The sequence below is a fragment of the Sphingobium sp. BS19 genome (assembly GCF_027925545.1).
GTDB lineage: Bacteria > Pseudomonadota > Alphaproteobacteria > Sphingomonadales > Sphingomonadaceae > Sphingobium.
Genome location: NZ_BSEF01000040.1, coordinates 1 through 16,069 on the forward strand (window position 1 = coordinate 1; position 16,069 = coordinate 16,069).

Below are 16,069 nucleotides of genomic sequence, written 5' to 3' on the forward strand. Positions count from 1 at the left end.
CTCAAAAAGCCCCTTGCTCCCGTCGTGGTGAAAATCACCAGCGGAGGCGCTCGTCCAGACTACGCCGTCAACAACGAACCCAGCCCACAAAACCTCGGAGCGGCGGTCTCATGAATAAGACGGGCTAGAGATCACTTCCTTCGCGGCTGGCCTCGTAAGGTGACCGTAGTCGATGTGGTACGGGGTGCCGTCCCGGGTAAATAAGCGGCACGATCCTTTGGGGCACTCGGCTTTAATTTCTGACCAGTATGTAGCCCCCGCAGATTGGACAGCTTTTTTGAGAACGTCGTCGAGATCGAAGCGGTCATGTTTAACAAAACGAGCCATATCAGACCGACTATCATTGAGCGTCTGACGCGCAAGCAGTAGCGGGAAGTCGCCCCCATATTCAACGGTCGGTCCCACCACCGTCACGTTAATGCCACGGTTGTGTAGTTCGTGGATCGTCTCGACTACTTTGCTCGTTTCCTCAGAGGTCCAGCGACCTGCTAGGATCACATCACGGATAGGACTGTTTGGTAGGCGCCGCGACAATATTTCACGCATCACTTGGGTACAACGAAGCTCTCCCGAACTCCGTACGAGCGGTCGGCAACCGGACACAGTTATTTGGACAAAATGGATGTCTTTATACTGACTCGCTAGCGCATCGCGGTACTGGGCAGCATGACTGTCCCCGAGCAGAAGAACATTCCGGCGCTGCTTGTCGATCGTAAAGCAGCGGTCGATGTTGAACTGTGCCCCCTCACCGGTGAAACATCTTCCATAATCAGTCTGGCGAATGTGTTCCGCGGTTCCGGGGTAATCGATAAAATCAGCCACTTGCGTAACACTCTTAGGTAGTACGACGATTCTGCGGGCGTTGACGTATACGGCTGCGCTAACGATGCAGTAGAACACAATTATGATTAGCCCGTTACGCACAACAGATGCTGAGCGTTTCGCCCGGAAGTGGCGTTGAAATGGCTGCTCGATGACATAATAAGAAATTGCACCTGCCGCGATGGATGCGGCAATGAGAAATCCACTTTGGAGCCCTGATAATTGAGATCCATTCGAGAGGCGAAAAAACGTAATTATCGGCCAATGCCATAGATAGACCGAATAAGAAATTTTGCCCAGCCAGACCGCTGGACCACATGACAGTGCCTTCGCAGTAGGTCCGTCTTCCCCAAACCCGATGAGAAGGGCCGTTCCCAGGCAGGGTAATAGTGCTGCCGGAGCGGGAAAGCCCACATCGGCGCTGATGAGGATAATTCCGACCAGGATCATTGCGCCACCTAGCAACGAAAGTATGGCTCGGATCGTGGAGGACTGGATGGCGGGCAAAAGACCGAGTGCCACGCAAGCGCCTATACCAAGTTCCCAAGCGCGACTAGGAAGTAAGTAAAAAGCAGCGCCTGGAGCTGCCGAGGTTGCCCACCAACTAACAAAAAAGGAGCAGGCCGTGATAACAACGACTATGAAAGATAATTTTCTTCTGGCCCAGCGGAAGCATGCGGCGAGCAATAAAGGGAAGAATATATAAAATTGCTCTTCAATTCCAAGCGACCAAGTGTGTAAAAGTGGTTTGCTCTCAGAGGATAATGCAAAGTAACTCGCAGTCTTCCAAAAGTATATGTTTGAAATGAAACCAGCAGATGCCATGGCAGAAGTCATGAGTCCCTGCAATTCTTGCGAGAACATGATTAGGCATCCAATAATGGTGACTAAAATTAACATGCACAATAGCGCGGGCAGTATTCGTATGACCCGGCGATGATAAAATTTCAAAATAGAAAAACTATCTGATTTCAATTCCCCCAATATTATCGAGGTAATGAGGAAGCCTGAGATTACGAAGAAGATATCGACGCCGATAAATCCGCCTTGCAGGCTCTCTATACCGGCATGAAAAAAAACTATCGGGAGAACAGCTAGGGATCGAAGTCCGTCGATATCGGAACGGTGTTTGAGTAGCAAAATGAGGCCTTTCTTAACTTGCCGATCGTTCGACACCGCTTTTTCGTTTCAATTCAGAAATTTTGTATATCTCGGACAAGAGGGCATCGCCAACTTCGGCCCAATCTAGGCATGTTACGCCGTAAGAAGGCGACTTGCCCATTTCAAAAGCCAAATATACCGCCCGTGCAACATCACCGTCCATTCCGAGATCATATTGCACAAAATTGATACCTTGAATGCCAAGTGCCTGATTGATCAAAATGGGGAGCCCGCAATAAGAATATTGTTGGATTTTCAGGCTGGACTGCACAAGATAGTCGCCACCCTCTTCAGGGCGATAAGGCGCCAATCCTACGTCGGCATGAATGATGTAGGGCAGCGTTTGCTCGAACGGCATTTCCCCGTGAACAACGACATTGGGCGGCGGGTCGTCCATTTTTGCGCCGATAACATGCGTAGTGATAGTCCGGTCAGACGCTGCAACCGCCCGCACGGCCTCAGTATCGAACAACATGTTTCCTACAGAAACAATGTTACGACTGCCTGCTCCATAAGGCGTTGGAAGGTCGAAACGAATCTTGTCCTTGTCGACACCTTGGGGAATATAGCGTCCGTTAGTGGAACTGGGCAAGTAGTCGAGCAGGCGTTCGGCATTCGTTCGAACCAGATCAAAATGCGGGAGCAGGCTCATGTTAAGGGCAATAATATCGGATCGAAACCCGACGAGATCTAATCGATCATTATAGAAGGCAAGAAACGTTGCGTGTGGCGCAAGTTTGCAAAGCGCGTCATACCACACAGCTGCATAGCCACATTCCAAAATTATGACATCGGCGCCTCTGGCTGCGTCGGCGGCGCGGGGGTCCAGTCTTCGGCCATAGAACTGCAACAGCGGGGCTGTTAGCTTTTCAATTTTTGACGATCCACTTGGCGGGTGGAATAATTCTTGATGCACGTGGGCGAAAATGTTTTCTGGGTTGCGGCCTTGGCTGGCCGCGGAGACCGCTGAATCGATATAGCGCCTAGTTTCTGCTTTCATATATTGTTTCAGGCGGCTCTGCCCAAACGTTATGAAATCTACATGATGACCTTTTGCCGCTAATGCTTTGGCAAAACGATGCATCCCGGCATCTCTATAGATTGGCGCGAAAAAGTGTGCCGTGCCAATTAGAATTCGCATGGTAATTTCCTTTTTCCGCCAATCATTCGGCCTTGTACATGCGGTCATCGACCTTGGCAGCCGCTTACTCCATACAGGCTTGATAGAAAATAGCGCAGGCCTATAATTCGTTAAGGCGCCGAAAGAACAAGCTTTTGTGCTACTTGCTTGGAGCTCTGACTGCGGTCGGCGATTCGGGAGGTCAATAACCGTATTGGGCCGCGCGTAGATGTTGCCTCCGGTTAAAGCCCAGACGTGTTTGCTAGAGGCACAGCGGCTCAATAGCTAATCGATGCGTATTCGAAACATGTAGAACGAAGCGCATATCGTCACAAATGCGATGACGGCCATTGGCCATGAATTTGTGAACACGTCGATTGCTGGCATATCCTTCAGAAACAGGCCTTCTGCGACAATTAAAAAATGCTTTGCAGGATTTGCTTCTGCCACTGTTTGAAGAATGGGGGGGATATTGTCGATGGGAGCGGCGTATCCAGAAAGTAGGAAGACCGGAACTGAAATTGCGAACATTCCAAGGAAAGCTTGTTGCTGTGTCCTGGCCGCTACGGAAATCGCCATACCGGTGCCTGTCATCGCAAGAAGAAAGATAAGTAACGAACAAAAGAATAGTAGAAGCGATCCGCGAAAGGGAACGCCAAATATGATTGGATTAGCGATTAAATATAAGGTTGCATTTGCAAGTCCGATTATAACTGGAATTGCCATCTTGCCTGCCATAAGTTCCCACAGTCGCACCGGCGAAACCAAGATTTGATCGTATGTTCCAAGCTCTCGTTCCCGGGCTACAGATTGCGACACCACGGATGTGCAGGATACTAGCGATATAATCACAACCAGACCTGGAATAGTGAACCAAATATAGTCCAAATTGGAATTATACCAGTATGAGACGATTGATCGCCCTTTTACCTCATTGGCGTCTGTAGAAGAATCCAGCGAGGCCTGGTCGACGATGTCATTTATATAGCCGCTTACTATTTGAGCCGAATTGGACTTTCTTCCATCAAAAATAGCGCCAACTACGGCTCCGCGTTTTGATATTACATTCCCCGAAAAATTTTGTTCAAAACGGACCGCCGCAATGACCTGCTGGGTGTCTAAAGCTCTAGCTAACTGGCCACCGGACTGAAAATATACGATCCTTTCGATATTAGGGCTACCTGCGAGCCGCTGGATTATTTCTTGGCTCCAACGCCCACCGTCTTGATCGAATATTCCTATTGTGACGTTTTTGACTTCTAAAGTAGAGGCATATCCAAAAACTAATAGTTGGATGAGCGGCGGGACTATGAGCGAAATTCGCGAACGTGGGTCACGCAATACCGCCCAAAACTCCTTGACCATTATCGCTATAAGCCTGGGATTAATGAACGATATCATTACGCAATCTTCCGCTTTGTCACCCGGACGGCAGCGGCGAAGAAAACAACGCCAAAGCCCAGCAGCTTTAACATGTTTGGCAGAAAGACACTCCAATCGTCGCCCACGATAAAAACCGTTTGCAACGGAGGAATGAGGTATCGCGACGGCACAAGAAAAGTGATGTATTGGATGGCAGTCGGCATTGAACTTATTTCAAAGAGAAAACCTGATAATAGAACTGTGGGAAGAAACGCAGTGAGGAGCGCCACTTGCGTAGCAACAAACTGATTTTTCGTTGCTGCGGAAATCAGAATACCTTGGCCTAATGCGGGTAGCAGGAACGCGCTAGCAATTAAGATCAGGGCAATAAAAGAGCCGCGAAAAGGAACGCCGAATATCGAAGATGAAATCGCCGTGCATAGCGTCATCGAAATGATCGCTAGCAGAAAATATGGAATAACCTTTGTGGCAATAAATTCTGGCATGGTCAGAGGCGTTGCCATAATTGATTCAAGCGTTCCGCGTTCCCATTCCCGAGCTATGACCAGTGACGTCAAAAGTGTTCCAACCATGGTCATTACCACTGCTATTGCCCCTGGAACTAAGAAATTGCGGCTTTTAAGTTCCGGATTATACCAGAAGCGCATTGTAGTAGATATTGGCGCGAGCCCGACTTTGTTCCTGTTGCCTGTTCGTGCAGCCTCCCATGTGGCTCGCACGCCTTCGGCATACGCGGATATGAAGCTTGCTGTGTTAGGCATTGAGCCGTCAGCAAGTATCAAAACGTCCCCGCCGCCACCTGCCGTGCGGCGGCCAAAACCATCGGGTATCACAATGATACCGCGGATCTCTCCCGCCACCATTTTTTCCGAAAGCTCATTCATCGTTCCCGAAGTGCGAACATCGAACCATTTAGACGCTTGAAAGGCCGCTGCCAGACTTTTGGCAGCTTCGCTGTCGTCCTGCTGCGCAATACCAATGGGACTTTGCGGCGTGTCCAGATTGACGCAGTATCCGAACATGAAAATGAGAAGAAGCGGAAGAATAAAAGCGATTAATAACGTCGAAGGATCCCGTACGATCTGGACGCTTTCCTTAATTATCATTGCGTTCAGGCATCGGAGCTTCACCGAAAGCGTCACAGCGCAGGAACCTGTGTATCGTGCGCCGCGATCAAAGCGATAAATGCTTCTTCCATTGTGCCGTCTGTCTTTCCCGACAGCGTCTTTAATTCTGTCGGCGTTCCAGTCGCTATCTGCCTGGCACGATAGATCAAAGTTGCCCGATCACAAAATTCCGCTTCATCCATGAAATGGGTTGTGACGAGAACGGTTACGCCCTTGGCAACCAATCCGTTGATGTGCGTCCAAAACTCCCGCCGGACAATCGGATCAACACCCGACGTCGGCTCGTCAAGGAATAGCACAGGGGGTTGATGAAGAACGGCGCAGGCAAGGGCTAGCCGTTGCTTAAAGCCCAGCGCAAGAGCTCCTGCATCTTGGGTGAGAAAAGCATCGAGGTGAAAAATCGAAATTGCCTCATCGATCGCTTGTCGCGCGACGCCCCGGCCGAGGCCGTATGCTCCTGCAAAAAAATTGAGATTTTGCCGCACTGACAAATCGCTGTAGAGAGAAAACTTCTGTGCCATGTAGCCCAGCGACTGCCTGGCGTCAGCTTTTGCGGATTGGAGATCAAACCCGCCTACCAGACCGGTGCCGTCTGTAGGAGTGAGCAGTCCGCACAACATTTTAAAGGTGGTGGACTTCCCGGCACCATTTGGCCCGAGCAGTCCGAATATCTGTCCGCGCGGCACGGTGAAACTGATGTCCGTTGCTGCGACGAACTTACCAAATGTACGGGTGAGGCGTTCAGCAACAATCGGCGGAAGGCCGGTATCGGGAATTGTTCGATAACTTTCCGCAAGGGGGGAGGTGCCTGGCGGCCCACCACCTAACAAATCGATGAATCCGTCTTCGAACCGAGCAGGGCTACGCGAAATATGGCTATCTATAGGAAGATTAAGCACTTGCGTAGTCAACGGGGACGAGATTGATTTTGTCATCACGCGCAAGCCGTCGCCATGGATTGTCCCATCAATGACATCAGGTGTGTCGAGTACCTCTCTAAGTCGTTGCCTTCGCTCATTCATTGGGACAGCTATTTGGAAAATGCGCCGGTCTACCCGGCGTGTAAGAGTACTTGGAGGACCGTCATAAAGGACCACTCCATTATTCAAGAGGGTTACAGTATCGCACTTCTCGGCCTCGTCGAGATAAGCGGTCGACCAAAGAATGCCGATACCATCGCTCTTAAGATCTTCAACCATTTGCCAAAGCTCGCGTCGCGAGATGGGGTCTACCCCAACGCCTGGCTCATCAAGCAACAAAAGTCGTGGCGTGCGGACCATGGCGCATGCAAGGCCAAGCTTTTGTTTCATCCCGCCCGACAACTTCCCGGTAAGTCTATCGCGAAATCGTCGCAGATCGGTAAAATCTAGCAGCCATTTAAATGTCTCGGCATGTTCGCCCGGCGGGAGTCCCCTCAGCTTTGCAAATAGACGAATGTTCTCAAGGACAGTCAGATCTTCGTATAATCCGAACCGCTGCGGCATGTAGCCGATCAACGCTCTGTCAGCGACTTCGACAGGTCCTCCAAATATCGACACCTCGCCCTTTTCAGGACTTATCAGTCCGGCAAGTATCCGTATCAAAGTAGTCTTCCCAGCCCCGTCCGGGCCAATAAGACCGGTCATCCTTCCCGGCAAGATATTGATCGAAACGTCGTCGAGCGCGAATGCGCTGTTTTTGGAAAAGCATTTCACAATGGCTCGTGCAGAAGCGATCGGCACCGATGCTTCAGTTCCCGGCATGCGGTCGCGCACCAGGAACTGCAACTGTAACGGGCGCTCCCTGTCGTAGGGCATCGTCGGGGTTCGTGACTATGATCCGTACGCGGTAGACGAGATCTGTTCGCAATGCTTCGGTTTGCACCGTTTTTGGGGTAAATTCGGCAGTGGGCGAGATATGTCCGATTCGACCATGATAAATACGATCGTTACCGTCAGTCCGTACAGTAACGGCCATTCCGGGCGAAATTCGACTAACATCTGGCTCAGCGATGTATGCCCTTACCCGAAGCGGATTTTCAATCGTCAGGGTCATGACTGTTTCACCCGCCTGAACGATGGCTCCCTGTTCGCGGACACGTGTCAATATTGTACCGGTGTTCGGCGCTCGAAGTATTGTGTCGCTCAATTCTGAATTTGCGCTCCCGGCTTCGGCTATGGCACGCTGATGTTGAGCGCGTGCAACCTCAATATCCTCCTTGCGCGCTCCTGCCCTTTCGAGTGCAAGAGCCTGTTCTGCAGCGCGTACTTGTGCCTGCGCCGAACGAAATCGAGCTGCTGTCGTTTCAAGTACAGCTTCACTGACGGCACCCTTTTTAACGAGCGCCTCCCGGCGGTCAAAATCGCCTTTGGCCGCTTCTAAGCTTGCTTGGAGATCAGCAAGCCTCGCCTGCGCCTGCGCAATGTCTTGCGGGCGATTGCCGTTAATCCGCTTGTTGAGCTCTGCATTCGTGATAGCGATTTGGGCATTGGCGGCGCGAAGCTTATCTTTTAGTGGCCCGGGATCTAATTCGGCAACCACTGATCCTTGACGCACCCTGGTGCCCTCTTCGAAGGGTAAAGATGCAATGCGCCCGGAAACGCGAAATGCCAAATCGACCTGTCGAATATCGACGTTGCCATGAAGAGTGAGGCCACCGCTTACGCTAGGAAAGAGTATCCCAAAGCCACGCGTCGCGATAACTGCAAGCACCAATGCCACTAGTGCCGATACACCGAGGATACGGCGGCGGTTCATCGATGGTCTCCGAATGGTAGGCGACTAAACGGTATAGAAAGTACAGGCAGACGAGACCGTACAGGCAGACGAGACCGTACAGGCAAACGAGATAGCGCCGCGTCACACTCATGACTTGCTAAGAGCCATGGCCCTCGACATCTTCTTTTACAAAACTCCGCCACCACGCCAGAAATGGTGCGCTGCTGAATCGAGATAGTCAATGAGGTTCACCCCGCCACAACTGGGGAATTTCTATTTTATAGCTCCTGCACATGACAACTTCGATATGGATGCGGTCAACGGCATTGCATCATTTTTTCTAACTGACCAATGCCTACCGCCATTTTGTCGGTAAGCCTGCGATCGATCGGAGTACGGGTGGCCTTCGTCAAGGCTGCCTTTATACTGGGGGATTGGAAAAATCTGAGTAACAGCACGACATGCCTGCCAGAGGGGATGCGTTCAAATTCAAGTAAGATCGCGGGGGTGGTTACTCCAGCCGGGACGCCAGAGCTGGAAGGGGCAGTAGACTGGTACGCCAGCAGATTTCTTCCTACCCTAATCAAATTGGCGTCTTTTGCTATCTTAGCGAATGCTGCATCAATGTCTGCTGGTTTTTGCGGGCAGACATCATATTTGTAGGCAAAGGACGACTGCTGAACGACCCCATTGGCACTTGAGGCAAAGACCAGTGCACCTGTAGCAGCCATTATAAGAGCGTATCGCATTGGTAAGTCGTCTCCAGGTTCGCAGTTGCGTTACGCTACCTAATTGGCTCCGTCAAAGTCCATGCAACTTCGAATGCGATTGAGCCGTTTTTTAGGATAACGCGATGGTGTCAAGCATGTGTTAACAGTGCTTTCATCATCTCTTGGTTACGCTATGATGGTTGCGCGTCCTGACTGCCATGCTCGGATTGGGCTTGGCGGCATACTCTGCGGCAAGGTCTCACTAGCGACAGGGCAAATCGTGAACATATTTGGTCCCAGGACAGCTGCCTCAGGCCGGTCAACGAGCATAGAGGATGATCATGTCGCCCAGACCAATCCGCCCATTAATAGCGTGCCGGGTATCTTAAATAGCGATTGGCTGAAGTCGCTGACTGCTTTAAGCGAGCCTCGTGCTGGAAAAGCCAGTCGTCCTCACTCTCCGATACAACGCCATACGCGCATCGAAGCGCGCGCAGCGCTGCTGCAAGCGCCGTCGAATCGTCGTTTGAGGAGATCGTATTGCACTCGCGAACTCAACCAGGATAATTGCTACCTAGTCTGCGATAGGCCCAACTGTAGGTAAAAAAGTCAGACCAAAAAGAACACATGTAGGAATGGGGTATGGACTTAAACAGCGTTCAATCTTGGTTTTGGGGCGGTTTGGCGGCGACGTAAAGCAAATCCCGAAGCACCGATCCCCAGTAGCATCATTGCCCAGGTGGATGCTTCGGGAACCGCTGTCGTCGGCGATGTCCAGAAGCTGAGGTGCGAAATATCGGGTTGGTTTCCACCTCTGTTTAATATTCCCAGCGTCGAGAAGTTGATACCAGAGCTGGCACCGGCTTTTGGAAGTTCGTAAAGTTTGAAACTTGTGCTGCCTTTGACTGTCACATATTTGATAGGCGTGCCGTCAAGCAGGCTCCAGTCCGTCGCTTTTCCCATGGCAGGGTTAGCATCGGGCAAAAAACTGAACAGCGATTTATTGTCATCACTCTTTCCATAGAGCGACAATTGGAGAAGGCTGACATCGATCCCCGTCGCTGCAGCAAGCGCAGCTTCAACATTGTTTAGAGCGTCATTGCCGCCCGCAGTGCAACCAACATTGATCAGGTCTATAGATGGCCCAGAAGAACAGGCTAATACCGCAGACTGTGCTGGAGTCGTGCACAGTACGCCCATACAAGCCGCTGTTACGAAAAGAAATTTTTTCACACTTTTTTCCCTGTAACCTAATACTAGTTACCTTAGTCTAAGTGGCAGAATATTAGCGAGTCGCAATAAGCACACCCGCTGGACCGTTTCATTGTGGGACATGACCGTCCTAAAGAATTATTATTGCCGCACCTGGAAGTCTGACCTACGCAATGCCGGAAAAAATAGCGATAATAGATAGATCTGAGTTCGCTGTTTTTTTGGAGGCAAGATTACCTCCGATGCATCTACTTTTGCATCTGCTGGTGGCCTGGATCCTCAGACTGGTCCACAATGTTATAGTCGATCGTCCCGCCCGCTTGCGATTGGCAGCAGCCTGCATCGACTTCGCGAACGGTCGAGATCGTAAGGCAATTATTGTTTGCCCATGCTAACGGAAGCAGGCAGCGGTAACAAAAACTGGCAAGAGCGCTGTAGGCCAACGTTAATAGGGAATGTGCGGCAACCTGTTAGCGCTGAAATCGGTGCCAAACGACGGGGGCTGATTTGTGTAAGTAACAGGTCGCAATACGCAGGCCTGCGCGAACCATCACATCGGTCATGCCGCTGATGTTTCCATCAATGAATCTATCGCGGCTTTACCTTTTTGAAACACTTGCCGACCATGGTCGTGTTTCCACTATCAGGGGTGATATTGGACCGGGGCTGGCAATATGATATGTTGTCAGCCCCACAATTTCGCATCGCTTGGCCTAACTATCTGTTCTGTAACGGTTAAGGCTGCAAGGTGTTTCTGCCATTCGACGGCGGGACTTAAGCGAATCTGGCTCCTGTCGTAAGAGCGGCGGCGAGCGGACGTTGTACACCTGATCGCCGTCGTTCGCCCTGCGCCAAGCTTGCCAACCAAAATGTCAAAACTGCTGCGCCTCAAATGTTTGAGGACTGACTGCGCTAGCCGACTAGAAAAAACACATGTGTTTTCTCTGCCAAATGGCACCGGCTTTTTTGATATGGCAGAGGCATTTGAGCGGTGGTGACAACATCGAATAATAGAGCGGCCTATCCCGCATCGTACGTCGCGCTGAGGTCAGCGTTCGAGAATAGCTCACCTCATGTCAAAACTTTGATCGCTGCTCCTATAGGATTTTGGCATAATGGCTGCGTGTGCGGACAAAGGCCCTCAAGATGCCATCTTACGGTAAGAATGGCGAACGTCGTGCACATTCCGGTCGCAATCCAAGACCCTAATCGAGGCGATATCCCCCAACTAGGTTTGACCCCCAATTCGACTAAGGCGCCGATAAAGAGAAATGCCGCAATCTGCACTCTGGATTCGGTTGTAGTAAGTAGGAGGCGGCTTGCGCCAGCCGCAGCGGTCATTCCCATCATTATTACAATTTGCGTTCCGAATCTGGGCATCGGCGCAGGCTAACATATAGTCAGCAATCTACACTATCTGCATTTTGCAATCATCCAATAGAATTGGCTGTAAGGAACGAATGACGGACCAGATCGCGATGTCTCTCGGTGTCGAGCTGCAAAGGGCTTCTGGCAGACTGCTGGCGTTCTGTTTGTAAATCGACAAATGGAATATTAATCAGGGGCGCTGACAGATCGTGGTTTCTCAGGTGGTCACCGGAAGTTCGCGAGATGGCGTTCATCTCCAACATGGTCATGTTTGCCCCACTCCGCTCTCAGCCCGCCATTCATCTTCCGCCCGCCGTATGTACCTAGGGTATGCGCTTAAAGCTGAAGACTGGCAGCGGTTGGCAACGCCGCACGCGGTACTGTTATCGTTTCGGGTACATCCGGGGATTGTTAGAAACGATGTGCGGGGCAACTTTGATCGAGAACGGCACCGCCGAATGGGTCGAACTGATGAGCGGGTGGCCGACCTAGAGTGTCAATTGTAGCAATGCGCCTAGTTTGATCAGACCGTCACGTTGTTGAACCCGGTTCCTCACCTTCGGCGATGTTTTGTGATGGTGTGTATTGTTCCCAGTCCAAATGCCTCTTGTCCATTACAACTGTGGCCGACCGCTTGGTTGCCGACTAAATTGGATTAGTGCCTTTGGATGAGCTGCCGACGGGGTTACCGCGGAGCGATCTGAACCGCTCTTGACGGATTAAATCTTTCAACAATGAGCCACTTCAAATTGGCCGACAACTCGTATCCGGACGGAAGTTAGGCCGTCGGGTGCTGTCCCAACGCGAAGTCGGATTACTACTTAAGGCGACAGCCTTAAACCGATGACATCCTCTTGGCACGTGGCCCCGCCAAAATGCGTTCGAATTTCCACGTAACTCGCGACCAGTTCCATCCGTTCGTCGCGAAATTCGGTCACCTAGCATCAAAGGTCTAGTTTCGCTCCGATAGGGACATATCGGTTGTGCAGTGAATGGTCGTCGTAGAACGATCCGTCAGGGGGTCAAAACTGAATAATCCACATCGCCAGCTATTGCCGGTTGCCGCATACATCTCGCGCGGCGTCATCGCATGTCTTTTTCGTCATTAAAACTGCTCAAATTACGTAAAGATGCCTAAGTGGCGGTTAAGCAATTGCTTTAAGGCACTTAGAAAAGGAGGGGTGTATCTTCAGGACACGTCAATTCACTTCGGGGGTGGTTATGTCTCAAGTCTTGCAACGACAGTTTAAAGATATTGACTACGAACTTAGTTCCAGAATCGATGCCAGAAGTTTTCTGGCTCAGCAGCCATTAGGTGTTTTTGAGAGTTCTTCGGAACAGGGACGTCCGCTGCTTACTTTGCGCGTTGCCGAAACTCAGGAAGATTACAATAGCGCTGCGGCGCTCGTGAACCGTAGGTTTGGGTGGAGAGGGTATGGCAATGATCATAAACTTCCAACAAATGGCACGCATACGACCTTCATTGCTATCCAGAATGACATGGTAATTGGTACAATTACCCTTAGCGTTGATGACCAGCACGGTCTTGCGCTTGACAATGAGTTTCGGAGTGAAATTGATTCTTTTCGGTCAGCACCTGGTGCTAAAGTATGCGAACTTACAAAATTTGCGTTTGAGGCCGACGTTCCAGACCAACATAATTTGGCAATACTGTTCCATACTGTTTTTCTATATGGGTTTAATGCCCACGAATGCACCGATTTGTTCATCGGAGTAAATCCACGTCACAGGCGTTTTTACCAAGCAATGCTTGGGTTCATGCCGATCGGGGATCTTAAAACAAATTCGGTTGTGAACGCACCTGCACAACTCATGTGGCTAAACGTATCAGAAATACGGGCGAGTATCGAACGTCACCGGGAGGGCGCAAGGTCCAGATCTCTCTACTCCCTGTTTTTATCACCTTCGGAGGAGCAGATGGTTCTGAGCAATTTAAACCTTCCGCTCAGATCGCTTGCCCACAACACAGCAACTCCGTTCTCGAATTCAGGGATCTGAGCTACACAAAAGATGCCTTTGGTGGCACTATGGGAATTTCGAGAGCCGATTAATCCGTGAGCGCGGAGGTAGGGAGCATATATCGAGGGGCATGACTGCAGTATATTGAAATATTCGAGCGAAGCTGCCGCTCTTGATGCGCATGGGCGTATCACCAAGTAAATATCGCGGTGGCTAAGGACTTCGAAGTGCTGCCGCAGTTTGCCCAACGCGCTATATTGACGTCCACGGCGTCGGCACCAGGAGCAGCCAAACTGCTGTGCGGCGTCGCTCTGGCTGGCACTGTTTAAAGCGCAAAATTCAATAATCGTCACATCGGTAATCTGCGTTTTGCGTGCAAGAAGCGTCGCCCGAGCGCCTAAGTGCCGATTTTCAACACCAGGTTAGCAGAGGTTTTCGTCATTCTTGACGACCAATCCGATGCATTGGGTGGATGCCGGTGCTAGCACAAAAAACCTCGGTACTCCATGACTTGTCGAGATCAATATATGGGCAAGAACCTTGTCAGGTTTTCGTCATGGGATCGCTTATCGGCGATTAACCGCAATATGAAAAATAAAATCTAGGTTTATATTATGTTAACCGATTGTTCAACTCCGGCATATAGATCGGCGTTGTCGAACGGAGATTAATGATGACGCTTGCTGAGATCCTGAAATTTGCTGTCATAGTGTACCTTGCCTTTCTAGGCGTATGGTTCGGAACGGCCCAGCCAAAATTCGATCCCAAAAGCAAGGTTCGTCCGATGCTTTACATCTTGGTTTCGGTCTCAATGATCGTCGGGTTAATATCGATAGTGTCTGCCTTGACACGCCACGTACCCGTTGAGAGAAGCATAATCACCTTTGTGCTCTCGTCCTTCTCTGCAGCAATTTTCAAATCTTCCCTTCGCGCAATTAAAAGTAAAAACCTTGGATTGGCATTCAGTGGTATTGTGCCAGGCGAAGTCGTTCAACACGGACCCTATCGCTATATCCGACATCCCCTTTACACCGCCTATGGTTTATTTTGGGGAACTTGCGCGTTCTTTTCCGGCTCCGTTCTGGCGGCACTTGGCGCATGTATCGTGGTCATCATGTATATTGCTGCGGCTAGAGCCGAGGAACGACATTTAATGGCATCCGATCTTGGGAGGTCCTATGAGGATTACAGGCGGAAAACAGGCCTGATGATCCCGAGGCTATTTTCTTAACCAATGCAGCAAATTTACAAATTGGATAAATAGGTCAAATAACACGTAGGCTTCTAACTTAAAATTTGGCGCTTTTTAGCGAGCGAAGCCATACCCAGCGGCAACAGCGACATCACAATTACTACAGAATATTGCTGCCACTTCCGGCCCACCCCGGCTCTGTTATCCTTGCTATCATGGCCCTACAAAATTCTGCCAGTTTTTCGAGGTGTCCAGTTTAGCATCACATGTACTTGATCGACTTCGTTTTAGGCCGCCTTGAGGTGGAGACAAATCGACATTTCCGATTGCAAAATCAGTGCGCAGCATTGCAGTAGGAATGCAACGGCCAACAGCCGCTGACGTGATGGCGTGGACGACTAGTGCACCAGCGTAGCTGTGCAATGATGGGTCGTTGTAGGTCCACGTCTAGGGGTTGGCAAATGAAGCAGGAGATTGTTACCGTCGGTTTGGATCTGGCGAAGAGTGTTTTTCAAGTCCACGCGATCGGCAGCGACGGAGCCGTTCTCATCCGGCGCAAACTTCGGCGGGCTGAGGTGGTCGGGTTCCTCAGTGATCTTCCCCGTTCCCTTGTAGGCATGGAAGCGTGCGCATCGGCCCATCATTGGGCGACGGCTGCTTGTGGTAGGCGCGACTGCGGTAATGCGTATGACGCGCAAAAACGCTGATCGGCAGCCCTGGATGGCGCAGCTCCTAGAGCGCAAGCCTGCGAAGATCGCGTCAGTGGCGCTCGCCAACAAGATAGCGCGCATCGCTTGGGCGGTGATGTCGCGCAAAGGAGTCTACGCGGCCGCGACCGCATGACCGTGGTCCGCGCTGGCGTGTTACGCACGGGAGCAGGATAGCGTGGGAGTCGCTGAGCAGTGATGACAAACCGCTCAGAACGGGGGGCGGCAAAACCCAGGGGGTCACAGCGCGTCGAGCGCGATGACGTGATTGGGGAGCCACCCTGCGGACTTCATCAGGGCCAGCAGCCATGCGGTGCTGCGCGAACAGGCCGAACACATGGATGCACCCGACTGGTACTCATTGCTAAACAAAAGCTCTTGCACCGCAGGGGGCGTCCACACATGACCCCCTGATTTCCCCCAAGTGCGAGTTGAGTCCGACCCTTTCGTGCACTGCTACCCAACCTTGGACCGCTTGGGTCTGGAGTTTTCCGCCTCGCTCAGATCCGGTGGGCGGGTTGCACCGGGTGAGTTTGCCAGCATGATCGGGGGGATATTCCCGATCGCGCTGTGCGGTCGCTCTTCGTTGT

Annotated in this window: 10 protein-coding genes and 2 pseudogenes; 4 read left to right on the forward strand and 8 right to left on the reverse strand. The window is 51.1% G+C overall.

Annotated elements, in window-relative coordinates; translation table 11 throughout:
• Positions 1–108: 108 nt before the first annotated feature.
• The 8 genes from QMG56_RS22045 to QMG56_RS22080 form a co-directional block, all read right to left on the reverse strand.
• Complete coding sequence (locus QMG56_RS22045; protein WP_281824946.1) at positions 109–1,998, reverse strand: acyltransferase family protein; 1,890 nt, start codon at positions 1,996–1,998, stop codon at positions 109–111.
• Entirely contained in the window at positions 1,976–3,124 is a 1,149-nt protein-coding gene (locus QMG56_RS22050; RefSeq protein ID WP_281824948.1) for a hypothetical protein, read from the reverse strand. The genes QMG56_RS22045 and QMG56_RS22050 overlap by 23 nt, the downstream gene beginning before the upstream one ends.
• A gap of 264 nt (positions 3,125–3,388) precedes the next feature.
• On the reverse strand, positions 3,389–4,468 hold the full coding sequence (locus QMG56_RS22055; protein ID WP_281824949.1) for an ABC transporter permease: 1,080 nt from the start codon (positions 4,466–4,468) through the stop codon (positions 3,389–3,391).
• Positions 4,469–4,503: 35 nt separating this feature from the next.
• Complete coding sequence (locus tag QMG56_RS22060) at positions 4,504–5,628, reverse strand: ABC transporter permease (RefSeq protein WP_281824951.1); 1,125 nt, start codon at positions 5,626–5,628, stop codon at positions 4,504–4,506.
• Entirely contained in the window at positions 5,625–7,355 is a 1,731-nt protein-coding gene (locus QMG56_RS22065) for an ATP-binding cassette domain-containing protein (RefSeq protein ID WP_281824953.1), read from the reverse strand. The genes QMG56_RS22060 and QMG56_RS22065 overlap by 4 nt, the downstream gene beginning before the upstream one ends.
• Positions 7,342–8,349, reverse strand: coding sequence for an HlyD family efflux transporter periplasmic adaptor subunit (locus QMG56_RS22070; RefSeq protein WP_281824955.1), 1,008 nt, complete (start codon positions 8,347–8,349; stop codon positions 7,342–7,344). The genes QMG56_RS22065 and QMG56_RS22070 overlap by 14 nt, the downstream gene beginning before the upstream one ends.
• 278 nt (positions 8,350–8,627) lie before the next feature.
• Positions 8,628–9,041: a hypothetical protein gene (locus QMG56_RS22075; RefSeq protein WP_281824957.1), complete on the reverse strand. Its 414-nt coding sequence runs from the start codon at positions 9,039–9,041 to the stop codon at positions 8,628–8,630.
• Between the two features lie 627 nt (positions 9,042–9,668).
• Complete coding sequence (locus QMG56_RS22080) at positions 9,669–10,253, reverse strand: PEPxxWA-CTERM sorting domain-containing protein (RefSeq protein WP_281824959.1); 585 nt, start codon at positions 10,251–10,253, stop codon at positions 9,669–9,671.
• Positions 10,254–12,821: 2,568 nt separating this feature from the next.
• On the opposite strand from QMG56_RS22080, the gene QMG56_RS22085 reads away from it, so the two are divergent.
• The 4 genes and pseudogenes from QMG56_RS22085 to QMG56_RS22100 all read left to right on the forward strand — a co-directional run.
• A complete protein-coding gene (locus QMG56_RS22085; RefSeq protein WP_281824961.1) occupies positions 12,822–13,619 on the forward strand; it encodes an acetyltransferase in 798 nt (265 codons plus the stop codon).
• A gap of 631 nt (positions 13,620–14,250) precedes the next feature.
• Positions 14,251–14,811: an isoprenylcysteine carboxylmethyltransferase family protein gene (locus QMG56_RS22090; protein WP_281824963.1), complete on the forward strand. Its 561-nt coding sequence runs from the start codon at positions 14,251–14,253 to the stop codon at positions 14,809–14,811.
• Positions 14,812–15,233: 422 nt separating this feature from the next.
• Positions 15,234–15,422 (forward strand): annotated as a pseudogene (locus QMG56_RS22095) (IS110 family transposase); the annotation flags it as partial.
• Positions 15,421–15,615 (forward strand): annotated as a pseudogene (locus QMG56_RS22100) (IS110 family transposase); the annotation flags it as partial. The pseudogenes QMG56_RS22095 and QMG56_RS22100, both read left to right, overlap by 2 nt.
• Positions 15,616–16,069: the final 454 nt, after the last annotated feature.